Origin of the sequence: Limosilactobacillus sp. DJ3M12 (assembly GCF_947381695.1) — a bacterium.
Classification (GTDB): Bacteria; Bacillota; Bacilli; order Lactobacillales; family Lactobacillaceae; genus Limosilactobacillus; species Limosilactobacillus kinnaridis.
In genome coordinates, this window is sequence record NZ_CANCWY010000003.1 from 60,553 (window position 1) to 83,694 (window position 23,142).

19 protein-coding genes are annotated in these 23,142 nt (G+C 37.8%); 15 read left to right on the forward strand and 4 right to left on the reverse strand.

Going from position 1 to position 23,142, the window contains the following annotated elements; all coding sequences use genetic code 11:
- Positions 1–16 precede the first annotated feature (16 nt).
- Both QOS06_RS03540 and QOS06_RS03545 read right to left on the reverse strand, forming a co-directional pair.
- Positions 17–1,414, reverse strand: coding sequence for a DUF2252 domain-containing protein (locus QOS06_RS03540; protein ID WP_283595507.1), 1,398 nt, complete (start codon positions 1,412–1,414; stop codon positions 17–19).
- A gap of 180 nt (positions 1,415–1,594) precedes the next feature.
- On the reverse strand, positions 1,595–2,755 hold the full coding sequence (locus QOS06_RS03545) for an RNA-guided endonuclease TnpB family protein (protein WP_180874804.1): 1,161 nt from the start codon (positions 2,753–2,755) through the stop codon (positions 1,595–1,597).
- A gap of 236 nt (positions 2,756–2,991) precedes the next feature.
- On the opposite strand from QOS06_RS03545, the gene QOS06_RS03550 reads away from it, so the two are divergent.
- From QOS06_RS03550 to QOS06_RS03560, 3 genes are all read left to right on the forward strand, one after another.
- Entirely contained in the window at positions 2,992–4,530 is a 1,539-nt protein-coding gene (locus tag QOS06_RS03550) for an IS1096 element passenger TnpR family protein (protein ID WP_078009682.1), read from the forward strand.
- Positions 4,531–4,580: 50 nt separating this feature from the next.
- Positions 4,581–5,627 (forward strand): zinc-dependent alcohol dehydrogenase family protein, encoded by a 1,047-nt coding sequence (locus QOS06_RS03555; RefSeq protein WP_283595509.1) that lies wholly within the window; start codon positions 4,581–4,583, stop codon positions 5,625–5,627.
- A gap of 72 nt (positions 5,628–5,699) precedes the next feature.
- Positions 5,700–6,293 (forward strand): peptidylprolyl isomerase, encoded by a 594-nt coding sequence (locus tag QOS06_RS03560; protein WP_003670720.1) that lies wholly within the window; start codon positions 5,700–5,702, stop codon positions 6,291–6,293.
- 43 nt (positions 6,294–6,336) lie between these two features.
- Here the strand turns inward: QOS06_RS03560 and QOS06_RS03565 are convergent, their stop codons facing one another.
- Positions 6,337–7,218 carry a LysR family transcriptional regulator gene (locus QOS06_RS03565; protein WP_003670718.1) on the reverse strand — a complete coding sequence of 294 codons (882 nt, stop codon included), beginning with the start codon at positions 7,216–7,218 and terminating at the stop codon, positions 6,337–6,339.
- Positions 7,219–7,354: 136 nt separating this feature from the next.
- Between QOS06_RS03565 and QOS06_RS03570 the strand changes: the two genes are divergently transcribed.
- The 5 genes from QOS06_RS03570 to QOS06_RS03590 all read left to right on the forward strand — a co-directional run bounded on the left by QOS06_RS03570 (position 7,355) and on the right by QOS06_RS03590 (position 14,628).
- Positions 7,355–8,983, forward strand: a complete 1,629-nt coding sequence (locus tag QOS06_RS03570; protein WP_152719777.1) for a malolactic enzyme — start codon at positions 7,355–7,357, stop codon at positions 8,981–8,983.
- A 294-nt stretch (positions 8,984–9,277) separates the two neighbouring features.
- On the forward strand, positions 9,278–10,666 hold the full coding sequence (locus QOS06_RS03575) for a class II fumarate hydratase (protein WP_283595510.1): 1,389 nt from the start codon (positions 9,278–9,280) through the stop codon (positions 10,664–10,666).
- A 118-nt stretch (positions 10,667–10,784) separates the two neighbouring features.
- Positions 10,785–12,179 (forward strand): flavocytochrome c, encoded by a 1,395-nt coding sequence (locus QOS06_RS03580; RefSeq protein ID WP_283595512.1) that lies wholly within the window; start codon positions 10,785–10,787, stop codon positions 12,177–12,179.
- 65 nt (positions 12,180–12,244) lie between these two features.
- A complete protein-coding gene (locus QOS06_RS03585) occupies positions 12,245–13,186 on the forward strand; it encodes an L-lactate dehydrogenase (RefSeq protein WP_003670711.1) in 942 nt (313 codons plus the stop codon).
- A gap of 20 nt (positions 13,187–13,206) precedes the next feature.
- Positions 13,207–14,628: a DASS family sodium-coupled anion symporter gene (locus tag QOS06_RS03590; RefSeq protein WP_283595514.1), complete on the forward strand. Its 1,422-nt coding sequence runs from the start codon at positions 13,207–13,209 to the stop codon at positions 14,626–14,628.
- Between the two features lie 52 nt (positions 14,629–14,680).
- Here QOS06_RS03590 and QOS06_RS03595 read toward each other — a convergent pair whose 3' ends face one another.
- Entirely contained in the window at positions 14,681–15,625 is a 945-nt protein-coding gene (locus tag QOS06_RS03595; protein WP_035159809.1) for a sugar-binding transcriptional regulator, read from the reverse strand.
- Between the two features lie 138 nt (positions 15,626–15,763).
- Between QOS06_RS03595 and QOS06_RS03600 the strand changes: the two genes are divergently transcribed.
- From QOS06_RS03600 to QOS06_RS03630, 7 genes are all read left to right on the forward strand, one after another.
- Entirely contained in the window at positions 15,764–16,921 is a 1,158-nt protein-coding gene (locus QOS06_RS03600; protein WP_003670706.1) for an NAD(P)-dependent malic enzyme, read from the forward strand.
- 10 nt (positions 16,922–16,931) lie between these two features.
- Positions 16,932–17,975: a [citrate (pro-3S)-lyase] ligase gene (gene citC / locus QOS06_RS03605; protein WP_035159808.1), complete on the forward strand. Its 1,044-nt coding sequence runs from the start codon at positions 16,932–16,934 to the stop codon at positions 17,973–17,975.
- Positions 17,975–18,268, forward strand: a complete 294-nt coding sequence (citD, locus tag QOS06_RS03610) for a citrate lyase acyl carrier protein (RefSeq protein ID WP_003670701.1) — start codon at positions 17,975–17,977, stop codon at positions 18,266–18,268. The genes citC and citD overlap by 1 nt, the downstream gene beginning before the upstream one ends.
- Positions 18,269–18,270: 2 nt before the next feature.
- Positions 18,271–19,176, forward strand: coding sequence for a citrate (pro-3S)-lyase subunit beta (gene citE, locus QOS06_RS03615; protein WP_003670699.1), 906 nt, complete (start codon positions 18,271–18,273; stop codon positions 19,174–19,176).
- Positions 19,166–20,704, forward strand: coding sequence for a citrate lyase subunit alpha (gene citF / locus QOS06_RS03620; protein WP_020843286.1), 1,539 nt, complete (start codon positions 19,166–19,168; stop codon positions 20,702–20,704). Before citE ends, citF begins: the two co-directional genes overlap by 11 nt.
- A gap of 96 nt (positions 20,705–20,800) precedes the next feature.
- Positions 20,801–22,228: a triphosphoribosyl-dephospho-CoA synthase CitG gene (citG, locus tag QOS06_RS03625; protein WP_003670696.1), complete on the forward strand. Its 1,428-nt coding sequence runs from the start codon at positions 20,801–20,803 to the stop codon at positions 22,226–22,228.
- On the forward strand, positions 22,209–23,000 hold the full coding sequence (locus tag QOS06_RS03630) for an alpha/beta fold hydrolase (RefSeq protein WP_191338549.1): 792 nt from the start codon (positions 22,209–22,211) through the stop codon (positions 22,998–23,000). Before citG ends, QOS06_RS03630 begins: the two co-directional genes overlap by 20 nt.
- Positions 23,001–23,142 lie beyond the last annotated feature (142 nt).

Here is a 23,142-nt window from a genome sequence, read left to right on the forward strand (position 1 = left end):
CCCTTTTTAATTATAGTTAATTTATTAATTTTCCTTTAGCGATTGCCAATTTGAATTGTCCATAGTCTGCTGTGACTTGATCGACATACTTTAAAGCCCAATTTGGTAAAAGAGTATCTAATATCTTCTGATGCTTTAAATAACCACGGATCATTGGTGCGGTGGGGCTTTGAAAATGAGCCATCGCTAGCAAATAAGCGCACGTCTGGCAGTAGAATTGAAAACTTTCAAAGTCAAGTTTATTAACATTAATTGATTTTTTCATATCCCGGAACTGTCGAATGTAATAACTACGGCCACCAAAAGTTGTACTTCCTAAAAAACGATCGGATGAGGATTGGAGAACCCGTTGTGCTGTTACAATTCTTTGACCAGCGATTCCCCCATTTCTAATTGCTTGTTGTACGGGGAGGGAAAGTAAATTATAACGCAATGGCATAGCTTCTTTAACTTGTAAAACAATATGACTATTATCATTGCCAGTAAGCATGATTAAGAAACATCGTGTTCCAAAACTGCCAACCCCGACACTATAGCGGATAATATCGGAAATGTGAAAGTTTGCGAGAAGAACCCGAACATCTTGACGAACATTTTCGCGATATTTATTGTATCCTTTAACAATCTGTTGATAACGCACGGCGCTAAGATGGCGTGCACGTGGTGGGTTATCCCGAAAAACAAGGTGCCCTTGATTATTGATAGTTGCCATTTTTTGAATTATTTCTTCTGAATTACTACGCTGGCTTTTTTTCAGAACATTATTAAGGACTATTTGCATCTGTGTTGAAACATCCCCAAAAGACTCAATCGCTTTCCCCATGTCTTCATAGGCAAATGAAAAATAAAACAGTTGGGAAAGGCTCATCTTATTGGCGCTTTTGATAGTATGGCGGTAGGTCTTAGTCGTTAATTGAAGGAGGTGGTAAAGGTCATTGCGATCAAAACCGTTCTCTTCGCCCGCTAGTTCAGCACTAACTAATAACCGTTTTAAATCACTTTCCCAATTTCCGATTCGGGCTTCATCAAAGTCATTAAGGCCAAAGAGAAGCTTGCGTTCAGGGGAGGCGTAAAAGCCAAAATTGTTTACATGAGCATCCCCACAGATAATTATGGGAAGATTGCTTTGGGCTTGTCGTTTAAGGTCATGTTCCATTAATTCAGCAGTGCCGCGGAAAAATGAAAAGCGACTGGCAAGTATTCTTTGGTGGCGCAATGGAAGCAACTCGGGGATCATGTTAGCTTCAGTGATCTGGATTATCTTGACGGGGTCGCGATCAACTGGCATGAAGGTTCCTAACATGTCACTAGAGACTTCTTTTTGCTGCCGCTTACCATTATTTTCCAATTCAGCTTTAGTTTTATTGATTTGAATTTTTCGTAAGTCAAAGATATCGAGATTTTGATTGATCAAAAGTTGCGCATCCTTTCAGAGACAATACTTATGTCTTATTTTAAATCTTCTATTTTATTTATGAACTACACACCGACTAAAGTCGGCGGTTTCTGGGAACGCGAAGTAGTATTTAGGCTGTTACATTGGTATTCCAAATACCTAACTTACAGAACTTAGTTCTTTTACCACGGCTAGTCCCTAGCCAACGGCTTTTAACCCTTTATGCAGAATATTAACTGCCGCATTAATATCCCGATCGTGATGGGCCCCACACTTTGGACACGTCCATTCACGAATTGCGAGCGGTTTGGACCCACTATGGTAGTCACAATGACTACAGATTTGACTGGTATAGTTGGGCTTGACAGTAATGAGCTGTTTACCATACCAGTCACACTTGTATCCCAGCATGGTACGGAATTGATGCCAACTAGCGTTGGCAATGGCCGCGGCAAGATGATGATTCTTTTGCAGATTCTTGACTTTCAAATCTTCAATGACAATCACATCGTATTGCGTGACCAATGCCATCGTCAGCTTATGCAGGTAATCGCGCCGCTGATCAGCGACTCGTCGTTGATAGCGAGCTTTCTGAATTCGAGCTCGTTGCCAGTTCTGGTAGTCATTCAGTTCCTCTTTGACGTCCTGATGGTTATGGTTCCATTGACGGACACTCACCGTGGCTTGATGACGGCGGTGACTATACTTAGACTGCCAATGTTGCGCCTGTTGAGTTAACCAGACAGCGTCAAATTTAGCATACTTATGGCCGTCACTAGTAATGGCTAAATTAGTTGCGCCAACGTCAATGCCGACCTGTTGACTAGTCTTCGATAGTGGCTGTACTGTGGTCTCAACCTGTAGTGACAGGTAATAACGACCTGACGGATCGTAACTAACCGTATAGCGTTTGATCTTACAATGAGTTAACTGGCGAGTTTTGCTGGTTTTAATATAGCCAATTTTGGGTAAATTCAAATAGCGGTTCGCCACTATTTGAATTTTGCTTTTACCAGTATAGGACTGCTTAGCAGACCGTCTGGATTTAAAGCGTGGGTAACCACCCAGATGCTTAAATAATCTTTGAAAGGCCTGATATAAGTTATGATTAACAACTTGGAGACTGGTAGAATCACTACGTTTTAGAAATGGATATTCCTGCTTCAAAGGTTTCAACAATACATCCATGCCATATTGATCAACAAACTGGCTATTAGGATTGTTTTGATAACGTTGTTTTGCCATATCAAGCATCTGGTTCCAAACAAAGGGGTCATTGCCAAACATTTGACATAGTTGAGCTTGTTGTTGCTTGTTGGGATACAAGCGAAGCTTGATCCCTTTCAAAACTGTGGTCATGTTTTCACCTTCTTTATACTTTAATTTTACTAAATTTGCAGGGGCAAAAACGAGATTTTACAGACTTTTTAGTAAGAAAAAGCAGTCTCATGGCTGCTTTGGAAGGCATTCATCCCATGACTAAAGTCACAGGCTTTCTGCCTATAATTTTCAGTAAATATGGTTTGATTAAGTTGATAAATAATGCTTTTCAAAATAAAATTAATATAAGCGAAATTATAGGAGGGGTTGATAGGGTGATTATTGCAGTGGAAAATTCACTTGCCCAACATTTGCATATTAATTCACAGGTGATTGCACCATCTGATCTATTAGAGACAAATGTTTGGACAATTCGTGTTACTGGTGAATTCATGATTATTATGAATAACTTAATGTCGTTGCCAATTATTGTACGCTATCCTCAACGCTTTAATGACTCACGATCTTTTATTGCGGCATTTAAGCGTGAATTCTTAAGTTTATTAGAAGTTTCGCCAATTCCTCATGCAAAAATTAGGATGATTCGTGACGCCCAATTTAGCAAAGTAGTATTTACACGCCAAATTCAGCCAGAAACTCAACAGCAATTGCAGATGTATCAGAACCTCATGATGGGGCCTAATTCAATTATTGATTGGGAAAAAGACCCGACCAATGCTGAAATTGCGCTTCAATTAGCGGAACAGACACGTATTACCAATAAGACAATGGATGAAGAATATGTTGTAATGGATATTTTTGAAGACTATTCAGTTACGGACTTTAAGGTGGCTACTCACCCTAAACTTAATGAACATAACCGTCGCTATCTTTACCGCTCACTTTCAATTAACGATATCATGAATGCAACGGCGGTCGGAGAAAAGATTTTAGATGATTATCAAGATTATTTAGAAAGTCGTGGGAAGAGCGAGAGCATCGTTGATCGAGATTTAGATTGTGCTGCAGATTATATCGGCTACTGTGAGGCACTCGGTGAATCTGTTCTTGACGATATTACCTTGGTCTATCACTATTTAATTAACTATGAAAAACTACATAATGATCGTCCGACTGATACCGGCTTTCATTCTAAAAGTGATGCCTTTCGCGAATTTGGAAAGTTTTTACGGGCAGAAGATCTTTTCTCTAGTGAGGACTACGATTTGTTTGTTCAAGCAATTAGTCAGGGGCTAAAAGATCTTGGTTCTAAACAGCGGATGTACCACCTACAACGTATAATTCGTGATATGCAGCGGCAAGTAAGAAATCAACGCGAGCATGCAATCCAATATGTTAATAAACAATATACTATTTATGTTGAGCTAAGTGATTATCATCCTAAAATGTGGCGGCGATTTACCGTCAGCGGTGATATGCGCCTGGACATGTTGTGCTTTGCAATTTTAGCAGCATTTAACGCGGACGGACACCACTTATTTGAACTGCATCAAGGAAATACTCACTATCAGTTGCCGATTCTTGATAGTGGCTTTGGTCAATCAAAAGATATTACTCAAAGTTGGGTAGGCGATTGTAATCTTGACCATGAATATAACCTAATATATGACTTTGGTGATATGTGGAACTTTAAAATTAAGTTTGAGGAAGTAAAGCCGAAACGACTTCCAGCTCATACTAGTCCCCAAATTGTTAGCGGTTTTGGAAATGGAATCTTAGATGATATTGGAGGAGTAGAAGGGCTGACTCAAGCGGCAAAAGATGATCCAGCTATTAATGAGCCGTTAAACATTCCAAAATTTAAGGGTCAATGGTCTCGTCAAATTGAAAAAATACGACACTCTTATGAATAAAAAGCACTACAATAGAGAATGAAATATTTAATTAATCGAGGTCTTTAAGGATGGAAAAACGCGAAAATGCTATTCCGAAAAAAATGAAGGCTTGGGCAGTCACAACTCCTGGGCCGATTGATGGTAAGAAATCACCAATTGAATTTACCGAAAAGCCCGTGCCGACTCCTAAACGGGGAGAAGTCCTTGTTAAGGTATTAACGTGTGGGGTATGTCATACAGACTTGCATGTGACAGAAGGAGATTTGCCGGTTCACCACGAACACGTTACTCCTGGTCATGAGATTGTTGGTAAAGTTGTCGGTTTTGGACCAGAAACACAACGATTTAAGCTTGGGGAGCGAATTGGGGTTCCATGGTTCCGGCATGCTTGTGGGGTATGCAAGTTTTGTCGCTCGGGTCATGAGAATCTCTGTCCTCATTCACTTTATACCGGTTGGGATCATGATGGTGGTTATGCAGAATATGTCACGGTTCCAGAAGGATTTGCATATCGGCTTCCGGAAAAGTTTGATTCCCTAGAGGCAGCTCCATTATTATGTGCCGGGATTATTGGTTATCGGGCTTTTGAACGTGCCAATGTTCCCGCTGGTGGCCGCCTAGGGCTATATGGCTTTGGTGGCTCAGCGCACATTACGGCCCAGATTGCACTTGCACAGGGAATTGAAGTGCATGTCTTTACGCGTGGTGAGGATGCAAAGAAATTCGCCCTGGAATTGGGTTGTGCTTCTGTTCAAGGATCCTATGACCCTGCGCCGGTTCCTTTGGATTCGTCAATCATCTTTGCGCCAGTTGGTGATATGGTATTACCGGCCTTAGCTAGTCTAGTTCCAGGCGGGACTTTGGCCTTAGCTGGCATTCATATGACTGATATTCCAATGATGAATTACCAAAAAGAAATATTCCACGAAAAGACATTAACGAGTGTTGAGAGCAATACCCGTCGTGATGGGGAAGAATTCTTAACATTAGCTGACCGTCTCAATATCCATCCTGAAGTACACGAATATCCACTAGCAAAGGCTGATGAAGCATTACGCTATGTTAAACATGGCGATATTAAGGGAGCTTGTGTATTACGTGTTAGTGAGGACTAATAATTGTCTTTTCCTTCATATTCCTGCTAAGATAGTTAGAGAGGTTTAGAAGAGAAAAGAGGAGGCTTTTTTATGAAATATCCCCAATTATCATTGGATGAGGTTAAAGGACCAAAAGCAGTAATTGAAACTACAATGGGAACAATTACGGCCCAACTTTTTCCAAAGTACGCACCTAAAACGGTTGAAAACTTTGTTAAATTAGCAGAGAAAAATTATTATGACGATGTAATTTTTCACCGGGTTATTCCTGATTTTATGATTCAAGGTGGTGACCCAACTGGAACCGGACGTGGTGGCGAAAGTATTTATGGTCACCCATTTGAAGACGAATTTTCTGAAGAATTATTTAACTTCACTGGTGCTCTGTCAATGGCTAATGCTGGTCCGAACACAAATGGCAGTCAATTCTTTATTGTCACTAATGAACATGTTCCAGAAAATATGATTGATCAAATGAAGGCTGTTGGATACCCGCAGGAGATTATTGATTATTACGAAAAACATGGTGGTACACCGTGGCTTGACTTCCATCACACCGTATTTGGCCAAGTATTATCCGGAATGGATGTTGTCGAAAAGATCAGCAAAGTTAAGCGAGATGCGATGGATAAGCCTGAAAAAGACGTTATTATTAAGACAATTAAGATTGAAAAAGAGAAATAATAAAAAGGAATGACAAATAGCCACCGTATTAGACGGTTATTTGTCATTCCTTTTTTGTAGTTAAGAGATCCCATAGTTTTTGCTTGGGAGCTGTTAATAATTCAGTTGAACGAGTAACAGCTGACAGACGGAACGATTGTTTTAACGGGCTAGTAACATTTATGGAATGGATATTATCTTCTGGGGTAATCGCCAAACTTGTTAAATAAGCAATTCCAAGATTTTCTGCAACCATGGTTTTGATAACGTGAATGTCAGCGGTTCGGTAGATGACTTGGGGACGAAAATGAGCTAAATGAGAAATTTGCTTAAAAGCTTGCTCATGAAAGAATTCAGTATCAGGAACAATAAAGCGTTCATTTTTAAGCGTAGCAAAATCAATCTCCTTTTTAGCAGCGAGGGGATGACGCTTGCTAACAATAATCTTAAAGGGATACTCAGCCAGTTCAGTAGTTTTTAGCCCCACTTCCTTTAGGGGGTTAAGCGATCCAAGCAATGCCAAATCAAGGTGACCGTGTTTAAGCATCTTGAGAATTTCCTTAGAACCATGCTCAGAGGTTTCCAAGTGGCTTAAAAGGCCTTCTCGCATTAATAGCGGGGTTAATGGCGGAAAGTAGTAATTGCCGATAATAGGTGGCAGCCCAAAGCGAATACTGGATGATTCAGCTTGATTGATTTCTTGGTGAGCAATCTTTAATTCGTTTAAAATAACGTCAACGTGAATGGCGAATTGCTTACCAGTCGGCGTGATATGCAATTGTTTATGGACATGGTCACGAACAAAAAATGACGTCCCAAAATCTTTTTCTAGTCGTTGGATAGCCATTGTAATAGTAGGTTGACTGACATTAAATTTTGCTGCAACTTGCGAAAAATTTTTATATTTTACCAGTGCTTGATAATATTTTAGGTCGTTTAATTTCATAGTAAATGCCTCTCTATCAGTGATTATAAGGGGTATTATTAATTTTATTTATATCATAGCATATATTTGACTATAAACTAGCGCTGGAATTACTCTAAGAATGTTGAAACAGAAAAAAGGTAAAGGATAGGCGATAATGTTGCGTAAAGGAATGCAAATATTAAATGATCCCTTTAAGAATAAGGGAACTGCTTTTACAATTGAAGAACGAAAAAAGTATGGTTTATTAGGCTTGTTACCATCTTGTGTAAGAACGATTGAGGAACAGGCAGACGAAATCTACCGGTTATATCAATCTAAGAACTCACGGATTGAACAACGTCACCTATTGATGGAAGTATTCAATACTAACCGTACGCTTTTCTTCTACTTAATGGAAAAACATATTGCGGAATTTATGCCAGTTGTGTATGATCCCGTAATTGCTGAGGCGATTGAGCAATATAATGAACGTTACATTAAGCCGCAAGATGCTGCATATTTGAGCATTGAGCATCCTGACTTAATTAAAGAGGAACTTGCTGATGCCGTTGATGGTCGTGATATTCGCCTTATCGTTGTTACAGATGCTGAAGGAATCCTTGGTATTGGTGACTGGGGTGTAAATGGGGTTGACATTTCTGTTGGGAAATTAATGGTTTACACAGCAGCGGCTGGGATTGATCCATCCCAAGTGCTCCCGGTTTCTATTGATGCTGGGACGAATAATGAAAAATTACTTAAGGATCCGCACTATCTTGGCAATCGGATGAAGCGGGTTGAAGGACAACCTTACTTTGACTTCATCGATAAGTTTGTTGATGCAGTTGAAGGATTGTTCCCTAAGAGTTTATTACACTTTGAAGATTTTGGTCGGGGAACGGCTGCACGGATTCTTGATAAGTACCAGGATAAAATTTTGACCTTTAATGATGATATTCAAGGAACCGGAATTATTGCCTTAGCTGGTGTGCTAGGAGCCATGAATATCTCAAAAGAAAAGTTAACGGATCAAACATTCTTAACATTTGGTGCGGGTACTGCTGGAATGGGAATCGCTAAGATGCTTTATGACGAATTGATCCGTCAAGGCCTGACACCCGAAGAAGCAAAGAAGCACTTCTACCTTGTTGACAAGCAAGGATTATTGTTTGACGATACGCCCGGCTTAACACCAAAGCAAAAGCCATTTACCCGTCAACGAAGCGAATTTGCTAATGCTGATGAATTAACTAATTTACTTGCAGTTGTTAAGGCTGTTCATCCAACAGTAATGATTGGTACGTCCACTCAGCCAGGAAGTTTTGATGAAGCGGTTGTAAAGGAAATGGCAGCCCATACTCTACGGCCTGTTATCTTCCCACTCTCTAACCCAACTAAGTTAGCAGAGGCAAAAGCAGCCGACCTTCTCAAATGGACTGATGGAAAGGCATTAATTGCGACGGGAATTCCGGTTAAAGATATCGAGTATAATGGAACCGTTTATCAAATTGGGCAAGCTAACAATGCGTTAATTTATCCTGGAGTTGGTTTTGGCGCCTTGGCTGCTGAAGCTAAAGTGTTAAATGATAATATGCTTGCTGCAGCTGCTCATGCTTTAAGTGGCTTAGTTGACCCAGAAAAACCAGGAGCAGCTGTATTACCTCCTGTTTCTAAGTTAACAGAATTTTCTAAGCGAGTGGCTGAACGAGTAGCTGAATCTGCTATCGATCAAGGCCTAGCCGGCGACGGAATTACTGATGCGAAGAGCGTAGTAGCAGAAAAAATTTGGAAGCCTCAATATTAATCAAGCAGCTTTCATCTTTGTGAATAATAAAACCAGATTATTAGACAAAAATAGAAAAGCATCTAAGAAATTAAAAAATCTTAGGTGTTTTTTTGTATCGAAGTTTGTGAAACTTTTGCAAACGTAATTGAAAAAAGCTATTATAACAGTTGGCAAGGCAATAGCTATAAGTGAAATTTATTGAAAATTAAAGATTTGACTATAGCTTTACTTACAAGGTAGGATATACGTGTAAATGATGTGTAACATTTCACAAGACAAAATTGCTCAATTAATATATTGGAGGTTTTTGAGATGTCAGAATACCGTACTGAAGAAGATACGTTAGGTCCTGTTAAAATCCCTGCTGAAGCATTATGGGGACCACAAACAGAACGGAGTCGGAATAACTTCCCAACCGGTCAATACATGCCATTAGCAATTATCCGTGCTTTATTGAACATTAAAAAGGCAGCGGCTCAAGCTAATATGGAAACTAAAGCTATCTCTGAAGAAAAGGGTAATTTAATCGTTAAGGCGATTGATGAATTACTCGCATTAAGTGATGAAGAATTGCGGAAGGACTTCCCATTAAAGGTTTACCAAACTGGTTCTGGTACCCAAACCAACATGAATACTAATGAAGTTGTTGCGCACAAGGCTCATGAAATTAACCCTAACATTGAAATCTTACCAAATGATGATGTTAACAAGGGTCAAAGTTCAAACGATACATTCCCAACTGCTATGAATGTAGTTGCTTTAGAAGCGCTTGATAAGTTGAAGCCAGCTGTTCAACATTTAATTGATGAATTAAAGGTTAAGGAAGAGAAGTACATGAAGACTGTTAAAGTTGGACGTACTCACTTGCAAGATGCTGTTCCATTGACATTTGGTCAAGAACTTTCTGGTTACATTGCTTCCTTAGAACATGACCTTGATTACATTAAGACTTTGGAATCAACATTAGATGAATTGGCAATTGGTGGTACTGCTGTTGGTACTGGTTTGAATGCTGCAGAAGGAATGCCTGAAAAGATTGCTGAAAAGCTTAGCGAAGTTTACGGCTTAAACTTGACTGCTGATTCAAACAAGTTCTACGGTTTAGCTAACCACTCTGGTTTAGATGTTGTTCACGGTGCTTTGAAGACATTAGCAGCTGACATGTTCAAGCTTGCTCAAGATATTCGTTTCTTAGCTTCTGGTCCGCGTGCTGGTTACGGTGAATTAAATATCCCAGCTAACGAACCAGGTTCATCAATCATGCCAGGTAAGGTTAACCCAACTCAAGCAGAAGCTGTAACAATGGCTGCTTTACGGGTATTCGGTAACGATACTGTAGTAACAATGGCTTCATCACAAGGTAACTTCGAAATGAATGTTTACAAGCCAGTATTAATCGATGCATTCCTCGAATCAGCTGACTTATTAACTGGAACAATTACTGGATTTGCTGACAAGATGATCCACGGAATGACAGTTAATGAAAAGCGGATGGAAGAATTAGTTGATAATTCATTGATGACTGTTACTGCTTTGTCACCACACATTGGTTACCATGACAGTGCTAAGATTGCTCAAGCTGCTGATAAAGCTGGTAGCACATTAAAAGAAGCTGCTTTGAAGTCTGGTAAGCTTACGGAAGAACAATACGATGAATGGATGGACATGCTTAAGATGACCAACGTTGATCGTGATAAATAAGAATTGAGTTAAAAGTAATGCCAATTTTGGCAAGAGTGGAAATAAGCAATAAAAAGAACTTGTTCCACTCTTTTTGACTGTTAATACATTTAAATATAATTAAAAGGAGAGCAATATCATGGCTGAAAAATTCCAACCATTATCTGTAAGTAAATTAGATAATGATTACGATGTTATTGTAATTGGTTCTGGTGGAACAGGTCTTTCCGCAGCAATTCAAGCAAACGAATTGGGAATGAAGACGGTCGTTCTTGAAAAGGAAGAAGAACTTGGTGGAAATACTAACCGGGCTTCTTCAGGAATGAACGCCGCTGAAACCAATGTGCAATTACAACATGGAGTAATTGATAACGTTGCCGATTTCTACCACGAAACATACCAAGATGGTGGACGTCTAAACGACAAGGATATGCTAGGTTACTTTGTATATCACACAGCTCCAGCAATCGACTGGTTAGCTGATCATGGGATTAAGCTTGATGACATTACAATTACTGGTGGAATGTCTCGTAAGCGTACTCACCGTCCAGCAAGTATGGCGCCAATTGGTGGTTTCTTAGTAAAAAGTTTATTGGAAGTTGTTCAAAAGGAAAACATTCCAGTATTTAATAAGGTTAAAGTTAACAAGCTCTTACAAGATGATGAGGGTAAGGTAATCGGTGTTGAAGCTAATGCTGATGGCCTAATTAAAACCATCCACGCAAAGGCTGTTATCTTAGCTACTGGTGGATTTGGTGCTTCTAAGGAATACATGAAGCGGTTCCGCCCTGACCTTGCTGATTACAAGACTACCAATCAATCAGGAGCAACTGGTGATGGCTTGAAGCTTGCTGAAGGCGTTGGCGGTGAATTAATGCAAATGGATCTTGTACAAGTTCACCCAACTGTTCAACAAGATAATCCTCATGTTTACCTTATTGGTGAGGCTGTCCGTGGTGAAGGTGCAATCTTAGTTAATGCTGAAGGTAATCGGTTTGTTAACGAATTAAACACTCGAAAGATTGTTTCTAATGCAATTACTTCCCTTCCAGAACACAGTGCTTACTTAATTTTTGACCAAGGTATTCGTGACCATGCTAAGGCAATTGAATTTTACGATAAAGTTGGTCTTGTTGTTCATGGCGATACGATTGAGGATCTTGCAAAGAACCTCAACATGGATACTGAGAACTTAAAGAAGACAGTTGCAACATGGAATGAAGCTGTTGAAAATCATGACGATAAAGAATTCCATCGGACAACAGGAATGGATCGTGGAATTACTAAGCCAGGATTCTTTGCAATCCATATTGCACCTGCAATTCACTACACTATGGGTGGTATTCATATTAATACAAAGACTCAAGTGCTTGATGGTAATGGGGATGTAATCAAGGGATTATATGCTGCAGGTGAAGTTGCTGGTGGTTTACATGGTAATAACCGTGTTGGTGGTAACTCAATTGCAGAAACAATTGTCTTTGGACGTCAAGCAGGTCAACAAGTAACTGTTTACGCCCGTGGCTTAAAGTAAAAAAATAATGGGCAGTGAGAAACTGCCTAGAGCAATTATTTGTATATTATTTGGAGGAAAATTTTATGTTAGGATATCATCATAAAGTTGTGCTTGTTGGTGATGGAGCTGTAGGATCATCATTCGTATTCTCACTCCTTCAAACAACACAAGAAATTGATGAATTAGTTATTGTTGACCTAAAGAAAGAGAAGGCAACAGGAGAATCATTGGATTTACAAGATATTACTCCACTAACTAGTCCAGTCAACATTCATGCGGGGGATTATTCTGATGCTGCTGATGCTGATGTTGTAGTTATTACTGCTGGAGTTCCACGCAAGCCAGGAGAGACTCGTTTGGATCTTGTTTCAAGGAACACAAAGATTCTTTCAACTATTGTTAACCCAATTGTTGAAAGTGGATTCAACGGTATTTTTGTTGTATCAAGTAATCCTGTTGATATTTTAACTACAGTGACACAACAACTCTCTGGATTCCCTAAGCATCGTGTTATCGGAACTGGTACTTCATTAGACACGGCTCGATTGAATGTACTTTTATCTGAAAAGTTAAATGTTCCAGTAAATGAAATTGATGCTTTAGTTTTAGGGGAACATGGAGATACATCGTTTGGTGCATTCGATGAAGCCACTATTAATGGAAAACCGTTAAAAGAAGTTACTGATTTAACTGCTCAGGACTATAGCGAACTTGAAAAAGCAGTTAAAGAACGTGGTGGTAAGATTATCGAAGGAAAAGGAGCTACTTTCTATGGAGTAGCTAAATATCTTGCTTATATTGTAAAAGCGATTATTGAAAATCGTAATATCATGCTCCCAATATCAGCCCCTTTAATGGGACAATATGGGATTAATGATTTGTATCTTGGAATACCTGCAATTGTTAATCGAACAGGAATAGAAAAAGTCGTTGATTACGGACTTTCGGATACAGAAATCGAAAAACTAAAATACTCTGCTGCTAAGATGAAAGATGTCTTAGATGGTGTGGTTATTAAGAATTAATTGAAAGAGGGTTTAATATAATGGGATTAGCTAAATTTAAAGCTAAGGCATGGGCATGGCCCGTTGCTGTTGGCTTAATCTTATGGTTCTGCGGTCCGATCCGTCCTGATGGCGTTTCTATGGCTGCTTGGCATATGTTTGCTATTTTCGTAGCAACGATTGTGGGATGTATCACCCAGCCGTTACCGATTGCCGGAACGACTTTAGTTGGGTTCACAATTATGGCCTTGGTTGGCATTGTACCGATGGAAGAGGCATTAAAGGCCTTTGAAAATTCGTCATCATGGCTGATTGCAATGGCCTTCCTACTTTCCCGTGGTTTTATTAAAACGGGATTAGGTCGGCGAATTGCTTTGGTCTTTGTTCGTAGTTTTGGGCAACATAGTTTGGGGTTAGCATACTCCATTATGGGAATTGATTTGGTTACTTCACCAGCCATTCCAAGTAATACTGCCCGGGCTGGTGGGGTAGTTTATCCAATTATTAAGTCCTTAGCTGAAACTTATGGGTCTGACCCAAAGAAAGGTACTCGGAAAAAGATAGGTTCTTTCCTAGTTTTCACTGAATTCCACAGTAATTTGATTACTTCCGCAACCTTCATGACGGCTATGGCACCAAACTTGGTTGTAGTTGCCTTAGCTAAGACATTAAACATTAATATTACTTGGGTTGGATGGTTTGTAGCCGGAGTTCTTCCTAGTGTACTTTGTTTAATTGCTGTGCCATACATTATCTACAAGATGTACCCACCAGAAATCAAAGAAACACCAAACGCTAAGACTTGGGCTAATAGCGAACTTGAAAAGATGGGTAGCATGAAGCTTTCTGAAAAGCTCATGGGGCTTATTTTCTTATTGACTCTTGTTTTATGGATGTTGACTAGTTTTATTCCTGCTATTAACGCGACTTTTGTGGCTTTCTTAGCAATTGCTCTTCTGCTTATTACTGGCGTGTTGGAAACTAAGGACGTCTTGAACGAATCTGGTGCTTGGAATGTATTGATTTGGCTTTCAATCTTAGTATTCATGGCTAGTGAATTGACTAAGTTAGGCTTCATTAAATGGTTCTCTAACAGTATTGAAGGTGCCCTTCACGGAGTTAGCTGGATTTGGGTATTAGTTGTATTAGTAGTTGTCTACTTCTACGCTCACTATTTCTTTGCCAGTGCTACTGCTCACGTTACTGCAATGTACACGGCTTTCGTTTCTGTAGCGATTGCTGCTGGAGCACCAGCAATGTTAACTGCAATGCTCCTTGCCTTCACTTCTGCTATCATGGGTTCTACTACTCACTATGCTAACGGACCAGCTTCGATTTTATCATCATCTGGTTACGTTACTCAGAGCGAATGGTGGAAGATGAACTTTATATTAGGTATCTTCTACTTACTTGTTTACGGTATTATTGGAACCTTCTGGATGCGCCTAATTGGCATTTGGTAGAAGAAGTAAATAAAAAATCCGAATTCTCGTAACGGGAATTCGGATTTTTATTTTATCTTAACTCTTCAATAATTCGTAAAGCGATTGATTCTGTAAGTATCATATCAGTAAATAAACCTCCACGAAGGGCTCCTAAAGCGGCTTGATATTTTGATTTGCGTTGAACAATAGCAAAGCGTATAGGAACGTTAAGAATTTTATTTAAAGGGATAGAGAGAGTTTTATCGTTAGTGGGATGAATTAGAAAGTTACCGTTAATATCATATGGACGACCAAATGCCATTCCAGCAATTTGGTTTAAACTAACTCCTTTAAATAACCTCTTTTTATAATCATGCCAAGCAGGGATACTGTCTATTGATTGGAGAGTGCCTAATCCACAAACAATCATTTCCATTTTATTGGCAACCTTAAATGCTTCTGTAAAAGCCGGTTCGGAATATAGGTCATTTCTTGCTTCGTCATTAAGAATATAAAGTGGTCCGGGAATGGTGTAATAAGGACAATCATATTTGGATGCAGCTTTTTGTACCATTCGCATTGATGCGGCAGAAGATTTATATTTCATATTTTCACCCATAAATTGTGTGAAAACTAAATTGCGGGAAGAGTGTTTGCTGAAATGATCAAGAATAGTATAAATTGTTTCCCCCCACGATAATCCGATTATTTTATATTCTTTAATAAGAGATTGGATCTGATTAGCTGCAAAGTTAGCAATGATTTTATCGCGGTCCAAGGGGTTGCTTGGATCTTTAATAACATAGACATTTTTTATATCAAAACTATTTGATAATTCGCGTTCTAGTTGGGCATTTCGGTCATAATCTGTATGAATGCTTATATCAACAATCCCGCTTGAAAATGCTTCATCAAGGTATTTCATAATGAGGTAGCGACTAAGATTATATTTTTTAGAAATATCACTAATTGCCATTTTGCTAAGGTAATAATCTTGTGCAAGGTTACCGAGTAATTGTTGATGCTGTGAGTTCATTATTTTTATTCCTTTCATGCTCAATGTTGTTTTAAGTATATCATTATTTTTTAAATATTTAAAAAATACAGTAATTATTTTAATTTTTTTAAAAAAGGTGGTAAGATATTAATAATGAAATGAGGAGGCTTTCGATAAATGGAAGATAAAGAAATACTCTCAATGCATGCTAAGAACCAAGGAGTACTTAATATTGCACCTCAATTTGAAGTGAAAAATCGAAAAGAATTAGGTGAAGCGTATACTCCAGGAGTTGCGATAATCTCTAAGCTTATAGAACGTTATCCCGAACTAAAGGATAAATATACTCTTAGTGGAAAACTTGTAGCATTAGTAACAGATGGCTCTGCTGTTTTGGGATTAGGAAACATTGGCCCAGCCGGTGGTCTTCCAGTTGTTGAGGGGAAAGCATTACTTTATAAGGATTTGGCTAATGTTAATGCACTACCTTTAACTGTTGAGCAAGTTCCTGTTAATGAATTTGTAGCAACATTAAAGAATATGCAGGAATCTTTTGCGGGTTTTCATTTAGAAGATATTAAAGCACCTCGTTGTTTTGAAATCGAAGAGAAATTGTCTAAAGTAGTTAATATTCCAGTTTATCATGATGATCAAGAAGGAACAGCAATTGTTGTTTTGGCTGGATTAATTAATGCTGCTAGAGTAGTAAAGAAAAATCTGAAAGATTTGAAAGTCATAATTAATGGAGTTGGAGCGTCAGGAGTTGCAACAGCTCGATTACTTTTTGCGGCAGGTATTAAAAATATTACATTTGTTGATATTGATGGACCAGTGCATGTTGATAGTCAAAATTATAATCATTATCAAACAGATTTAGTAAAACAAAGTGCTGATCAAACTCCTTATAAGAATTTAAGTGAAGCGGTAAAGGATCGGGATGTTTTTATCGGTCTTTCTGATGCAGATGTTTTAACAAGTGAACAAGTAAAGACAATGGCTAAGAATCCAATTATTTTTGCACTTGCAAATCCAAAGCCTGAGATTGATCCTCAAATTGCAAAAGATGCAGATGCAGCAGTAATGGCAACTGGCTCAAGTCAATACCCAAATCAAGTAAATAATATTTTGGTATTTCCCGGGTTATATAAAGGATTATTATCAGCTGATTTAAATAAAGTCGATTTCGGCCTTGAAAAAGCAATTGCTTCTGCATTAGCAAATATGATTTCTAATCCAACAGCTGAAAAAATTGTTCCTGGAGTATTTGATGATGGTGTAGTAAATACAGTAGCTAAAGCTGTTCAACATTATGCAAGTCAAAAGAATAACGATTAGGAGAATATTAATGGAAGTTCGTGAAATTAACATTCATTTAAAACGCAATTTGACCAAGTGGCAAAAGTTCTTGCGGTTCAATGGAATTGAAGTTTTTTCTGAAAAAGAAACATCTTCTATTGATAAGACTTTTGTATGGGAAGAAAATGGTGAGATTTTAGCAACTGGATCAATTGCTGGTAATGTATTGAAGTATATTGCAATTTGTTCAAAAGTTCAGGGACATGGTGAAACATTTAACAGTTTGGTTAGTAAATTAGAAAACGAAGCTGCAATGATGGGGCGCTTTCATTTGTTTGTTTTTACGAAACCACAATATAGTCAAAGTTTCCAGTATGTTGGATTTCATGAATTAGCAAAAGTAAAACAAGGAACTGTATTAGAAAGTGGTACTCCTGATATTCATGACTATATTTCTTCTTTACCGAACTTTAATGATCAAAAGGAAAGTAAGATTGCAGGAATAGTTATGAATGCCAATCCTTTTACAAACGGACATCGTTACCTAGTTGAAACTGCTAGTAAAGAAAATGATCATGTGTATGTTTTCGTTGTTAGTGAAGATGTTTCTATTTTTTCATTTTCTGAACGCTTTAAATTAGTTAAAGCTGGAGTGGCTGATTTACCAAATGTTATAGTAGTACCAGGTAAGGAATACATGGTTAGTTATGCTACGTTTCCAGCATACTTTTTAAAAGATGATCAAAATGTTGGAAGATTTCAAGCTTCCTTGGATGCAACCCTTTTTAAGGAACAAATTGCAAAACCACTTAATATAACATCTCGATATCTTGGGAATGAACCATATTCCAAAACAACAAATATATATAATGAAGAGTTAAATAGGGTTCTACCACCTGATGTTGAAGTAAAGATTATTGATCGAAAGAAAAACAAGGATCAGGATATTATTTCAGCAACGAAGGTACGAGCAGCAATTGCTAATGATAATATTGAGTTAGTAAAAAAGTATGTTCCAGATACAACGCTCGAATTTATTAAAAACAACTGGTCTGAGCTTCAAACTCGGATAAAGGAAGGAAGTATTAAATAATGGATATTAAGAAGACTGCATTAGCAGGAACTTTGGAATCTTCCGATATTCAAATTACTTTGAGCCAAGGTAATAATGGTATCAACATTGACTTAGATTCCTCTGTGGAAGAACTTTATGGTAATCAAATTCGTAAGGTGATTACTGATACTTTAACTGCTTATGGAATTGATAATGCCAATGTTAAAGCTGTGGATAAAGGAGCTTTAGATTGTGTAATTAAAGCACGGACAATGGCTGCTGCTCAACGTGCTCTTGATACAGCAGATCAACCAGACTGGGAGGTATTTTAATAATGGAAGAACGTTTACGTCGGACAATGATGTTTGTTCCAGGTAACAATGCCGGAATGGTAAAGGATGCTGGTATTTATGGTGCCGACTCCATTATGTTTGACTTGGAAGATTCGGTTTCAATGGCAGAAAAAGATGCTGCCCGGATGTTAGTTTATCAAGCTCTTCAAACACAAGATTATGGTGATTCAGAATTAGTTGTTCGTGTTAATGGAATTGATACACCATTTTTTAAGAATGATGTTTTCGCAATGGTAAAAGCTGGTATTCAAGTTGTTCGTTTGCCAAAAGTAGAATCAGCTCAAATGATGCTAGATCTTGTAAAAGTAGTAGAAGAAGCTGAAAACAAATTTGGTATTAAGCCAGGAACAACGCATGTTATGGCAGCTATTGAAAGTGCTAAGGGAGTACTTAATGCACCAGAAATTGCTGCAAGTACTGACCGGATGATTGGTTTGGCACTTTCTGCTGAAGACTATACGACTGATATGAAGACTCATCGTTACCCAGATGGAGCAGAACTCGAATTTGCTCGTAACATGATTCTTCACGCAGCACGTGCCGCTGGCATTGCAGCCTTTGATACTGTCTTTACTAATATGAATGATGTAGAAGGCTTTAAACGTGAGACTGAACACATTCACGAATTAGGATTTGACGGTAAATCTCTTGTTAACCCTCGTCAAATTGATTGGGTAAATAAGATTTATGAACCAACCAAGAAAGAAATTGAAAATGCATTGGACGTTGAAGCTGCAATTGAAGAAGCACACCAAAAGGGTTCAGGTGTTATCTCAATGAACGGTCAAATGGTTGACCGCCCAGTTGTATTACGTGCACAACGGGTAATTCGTTTAGCAAAGGCTTCTAACTTGATCAATGAGGAGGGCGAATACATTGAAAAATAAAGTCGGACGCGAAATTTCAGATAAAATTTTAGATTCAACAAACTACAAGCCATTTGAAACTACTGAAATTGGTCATCCAATTGTTCACTATACTGGTCATGATGTTCGTGTTACCAAGGGTGACGATAAGTTAGTAGATTCATTAGATGATGTTATCAAGAATAACTTGAAGGACGGGATGACAATTTCGTTCCACCACCACTTCCGTAATGGTGACTTTGTATTTAACATGGTTATGGATAAAATCATCAAGATGGGTTACAAAGACTTAACCTTGGCTCCATCATCGTTAACTGGGGTAATGAATGATAAGGTAATCGAAGCTATTAAGGCTGGTACAATTACTAACATTACTAGTTCTGGTATGCGTGGAAGTCTTGGAGAAGCCGTTTCTCACGGTTTATTAAAGAATCCGGTTATTTTCCGTTCACATGGTAATCGTGCACGTTCAATTGAAAATGGAAACATTAAAATTGATGTGGCCTTTATTGGTGTTCCTAACTCAGATCGAATGGGAAATGCTAATGGTATGAATGGTGAATCAGCTTTGGGATCATTAGGTTATGCATTAGTTGATGCCAAGTACGCAGATAAAGTTGTTCTTGTAACAGATACAATTGCTGATTATCCTAATACGCCTGCATCAATCCAACAAACACAAGTAGATTACGTTGTAAAAGTTGATAAAGTTGGGGATCCAGACCGTATTGGTAGTGGTGCAACACGTTTCACTAAGGATCCTAAAGAATTGAAGATTGCAAAGATGGTTAATGATGTAATTGTAAATTCTCCATACTTTAAAGAAGGTTTCTCATTCCAAACTGGTACTGGTGGAGCTGCTTTAGCTGTTACCCGTTTCCTTCGTCAAGCAATGATTGATAACAACATTACTGCTTCCTTTACTTGTGGGGGAACTACTTCGCCAATCGTTAAACTTTTAGAAGAGGGATTAGTAAAGAAAGTTATGGATGTTCAAGATTTTGACAAGGGTGCTGCTTCAAGTATGAAGAGTAATCCTGGTCAAATTGAAATTGACGGATCATGGTATGCTGATCCTGATAACAAGGGAGCAATGGTTGATCAACTGGACATTGCAATTCTTTCTGCTTTGGAAATCGATACTGATTTCAATGTTAATGTTTTAACTGGATCTAATGGTGAAATTCGTGGTGCTGTTGGTGGACACCAAGATGCTGGTACTGCAAAGATGACAATTATTTCTGCACCATTAACTCGTGGTCGGATTGCAACAATTGTACCAGCTGTTAATTCAGTAACTACCCCAGGTTCATCAATTGATGTTGTTGTTACTGAAGTAGGGGTTGCTGTAAATCCTGCACGTAAAGATTTAATTGAAGCATTCAAGAATGTGCCAAGTATTCCATTGATTTCAATTGAAGAATTACAACAACGTGCAGAAAAGATTGTTGGTAAGCCAGAAAAGATTGAATATACTGATCGAACAGTTGCACTTGTTGAATATCGTGATGGTACTTTAATTGATGAAATTAAACAAATTAAGGACTAATTACGAATAGAAATTGCGGTACTGGAATTTTCTAGTACCGTTTTTTATACCCATTATTGCTATAATTAATGTTAAAGTTTGATTTGAGGAGTTAGTATGCAAACTATTTTTGATCACGGTGAATACCAAGACATTCTTGCCGTTTTAAAAAATAAGGATGAGCGTGTAAAAATACAAAACCAGTTATTGAAAACTAATCCATCAATGACTGTTGTAGCAGCTAAATTAAATATTCCTGGTCCAATAAAGAATAATAAAAAGATAGAGTCATTTTTTATAGCTGGTCTCAATGAATTTGAAAAAATGTTATTAGATGCTGGAATTGTTTTTATTTCAAAAAAAGAGTGGCTGGATAAGAAAACCGGTCCAGAACGCTTCTATCTTGTTGATACAGGAGCAATTTTAGTAAAAGAGATTACAAGTCATTTTGAAGAATTGAAGCCAAGTTATCGTTTATTTGACTTAGATGTGCTGGCTAATGATAGTGGAACAATAAAATCACTATCAAGGTCAGATGTAAATCAACCTGCTAGAAAGTGTTTAATTTGTGGTCGCCCAGCTAAAGAATGTGGTCGCTCCCGTCGACATTCGGTTGAAGAGTTACAAGAAAAAGTTAGTCAGCTAGTTTGCGTAGAATTGGTATATCAAGAAAAAGAAAACATTGCAAATTGGTTAACTCAACTTGCACAGCGAGCTCTTTTATATGAAGTATCTGCTTGGCCTAAGCCCGGATTAGTGGATCCAGTTGAACATGGAGCACACTTAGATATGGACATATTTACGTTTATTAATAGTTCTATTAGTTTGCGTAACTATCTTCATCAAGCAGCATTACTGGGAATAATGAGTCGTTCTGCTAATTTATCATTGATATTTGAAAAGTTACGTGAATATGGTAAAAAAGCTGAGAAAACAATGTTTGTTGCTACAAATAATGTTAATACTCATAAAGGAGCAGTTTTTTCATTGGGAGTATTTGTTACAGCAACAGCCTACAGCTTACAGCATCTAAAACGATTTGATGCAAATGATATTAAAAACGTGATTAAAAAGATGTTAAAAAATTTGATTAATGATGATCTAAAACATCTTTCATCGAAAAAAATTCTAACTGCGGGTGAGAAACAATATTTAAAATACGGCCTTTCTGGTATTCGAGGAGAAGCACACGCTGGATACCCGACGGTTTTTAAGTATGGGTTACCGACCTTATTAACATCAAACTATGATTGGAATAGTCGAATTTTAATAACTTTTTTAGAATTAGCTTTACATATTGAAGATTCGACCTTAATTAAAAGAGCGGGGGATCCGGCTATTCAAGAATGGAAAAATAAAGAAATTAAAGAGTGTTTAAATCTTGGTGGAATAAGGACTAAAGCTGGGCAACAAAAATTAACTGAAATTGAAGAAAAATTTACTCAGCAAAATTTAAGCCTTGGAGGTACTGCTGATTTATTAATAGTTACTATCTTTTTAGCTTTAGTGAAGGAAGGTTTACCTGATGGACTTCAAAACAAGTGATGGGATAAGAATTAATTACTATGTTTATGGTACTGGGAAACCAGTTGTTTTAATTCATGGCTTTGGCGGCTATCAACAAATATGGTGTTTACAAATTAAAAACTTAATTCAGCAAGGTTATCAAGTAATTACGTATGATCAGCGAAATCATGGAGCATCAACTAGAGATGAGCAGTTAGATTCTATTGAGCCTTTAATAAAGGATTTGTATAAACTATTAAATCATTTGAATGTAACAAAACCTTTTCTAATAGGGCATTCTATGGGAGCATCTGTAATATATGGATTTTTATCATATTATACTGATTTTCCGTTAAGTGGTGTAATAGCAATTGATCAATCTCCAAAGATGTTTAATACGGTTCAATGGCCTTATGGATATATGGATATCACAAGGGCATCGTATAAATTAAAATTGAAAGAGCATGGTAATGTTAGAGAGACATTAAATGGGGTACCATCTCAAGTAATATCAAAATTAGAGCCAGAAAAAGAAATGTTTCCATTTATTAGGGCCGAAAATCTTCCCTTACTCTATGATCACGCTAAACGGGATTGGCGATTAACACTTGAAAAAATTAATATTCCAACATTATTAGTTACCGCAAATCAAAGTCCATATTTTAATGGTAAATTTGCGGATGTTATGAGACAAGCTAATCCACAGTTTATCTCGCATCAAGCTGTTGATCAAAGTGGTCATGTAATAATGGCAGAACAGGCAAACAAATTTAATAAAATAATGGACAATTACTTAAAAGAACATCAATAATTTAATATTTACTTGAATAGCTTAAGATTAGTGCGGAAGCTGGGAGAAATGAAAAATTCCCCCAGCCTTATTATTTTAAATAACAAGATAACATGAAGATAGTTTAGCCGACCGTCTTGTTGAAAAGATTGATTTCTTTTGC

Excerpts from the sequence above, each read along its gene's own strand:
- citG (WP_003670696.1), top strand. The coding sequence starts at position 20,801 with ATGCAAACTATTTTTGATCACGGTGAATACCAAGACATTCTTGCCGTT.
- QOS06_RS03590 (WP_283595514.1), top strand. The coding sequence starts at position 13,207 with ATGGGATTAGCTAAATTTAAAGCTAAGGCATGGGCATGGCCCGTTGCT.
- QOS06_RS03575 (WP_283595510.1), top strand. The coding sequence starts at position 9,278 with ATGTCAGAATACCGTACTGAAGAAGATACGTTAGGTCCTGTTAAAATC.
- QOS06_RS03555 (WP_283595509.1), top strand. The coding sequence starts at position 4,581 with ATGGAAAAACGCGAAAATGCTATTCCGAAAAAAATGAAGGCTTGGGCA.
- QOS06_RS03585 (WP_003670711.1), top strand. The coding sequence starts at position 12,245 with ATGTTAGGATATCATCATAAAGTTGTGCTTGTTGGTGATGGAGCTGTA.
- QOS06_RS03565 (WP_003670718.1), bottom strand. The coding sequence starts at position 7,218 with ATGAAATTAAACGACCTAAAATATTATCAAGCACTGGTAAAATATAAA.
- citD (WP_003670701.1), top strand. The coding sequence starts at position 17,975 with ATGGATATTAAGAAGACTGCATTAGCAGGAACTTTGGAATCTTCCGAT.
- QOS06_RS03580 (WP_283595512.1), top strand. The coding sequence starts at position 10,785 with ATGGCTGAAAAATTCCAACCATTATCTGTAAGTAAATTAGATAATGAT.
- citC (WP_035159808.1), top strand. The coding sequence starts at position 16,932 with ATGGAAGTTCGTGAAATTAACATTCATTTAAAACGCAATTTGACCAAG.
- QOS06_RS03595 (WP_035159809.1), bottom strand. The coding sequence starts at position 15,625 with ATGAACTCACAGCATCAACAATTACTCGGTAACCTTGCACAAGATTAT.
- QOS06_RS03560 (WP_003670720.1), top strand. The coding sequence starts at position 5,700 with ATGAAATATCCCCAATTATCATTGGATGAGGTTAAAGGACCAAAAGCA.
- QOS06_RS03600 (WP_003670706.1), top strand. The coding sequence starts at position 15,764 with ATGGAAGATAAAGAAATACTCTCAATGCATGCTAAGAACCAAGGAGTA.
- QOS06_RS03545 (WP_180874804.1), bottom strand. The coding sequence starts at position 2,755 with ATGACCACAGTTTTGAAAGGGATCAAGCTTCGCTTGTATCCCAACAAG.
- QOS06_RS03570 (WP_152719777.1), top strand. The coding sequence starts at position 7,355 with ATGTTGCGTAAAGGAATGCAAATATTAAATGATCCCTTTAAGAATAAG.
- QOS06_RS03630 (WP_191338549.1), top strand. The coding sequence starts at position 22,209 with ATGGACTTCAAAACAAGTGATGGGATAAGAATTAATTACTATGTTTAT.
- citE (WP_003670699.1), top strand. The coding sequence starts at position 18,271 with ATGGAAGAACGTTTACGTCGGACAATGATGTTTGTTCCAGGTAACAAT.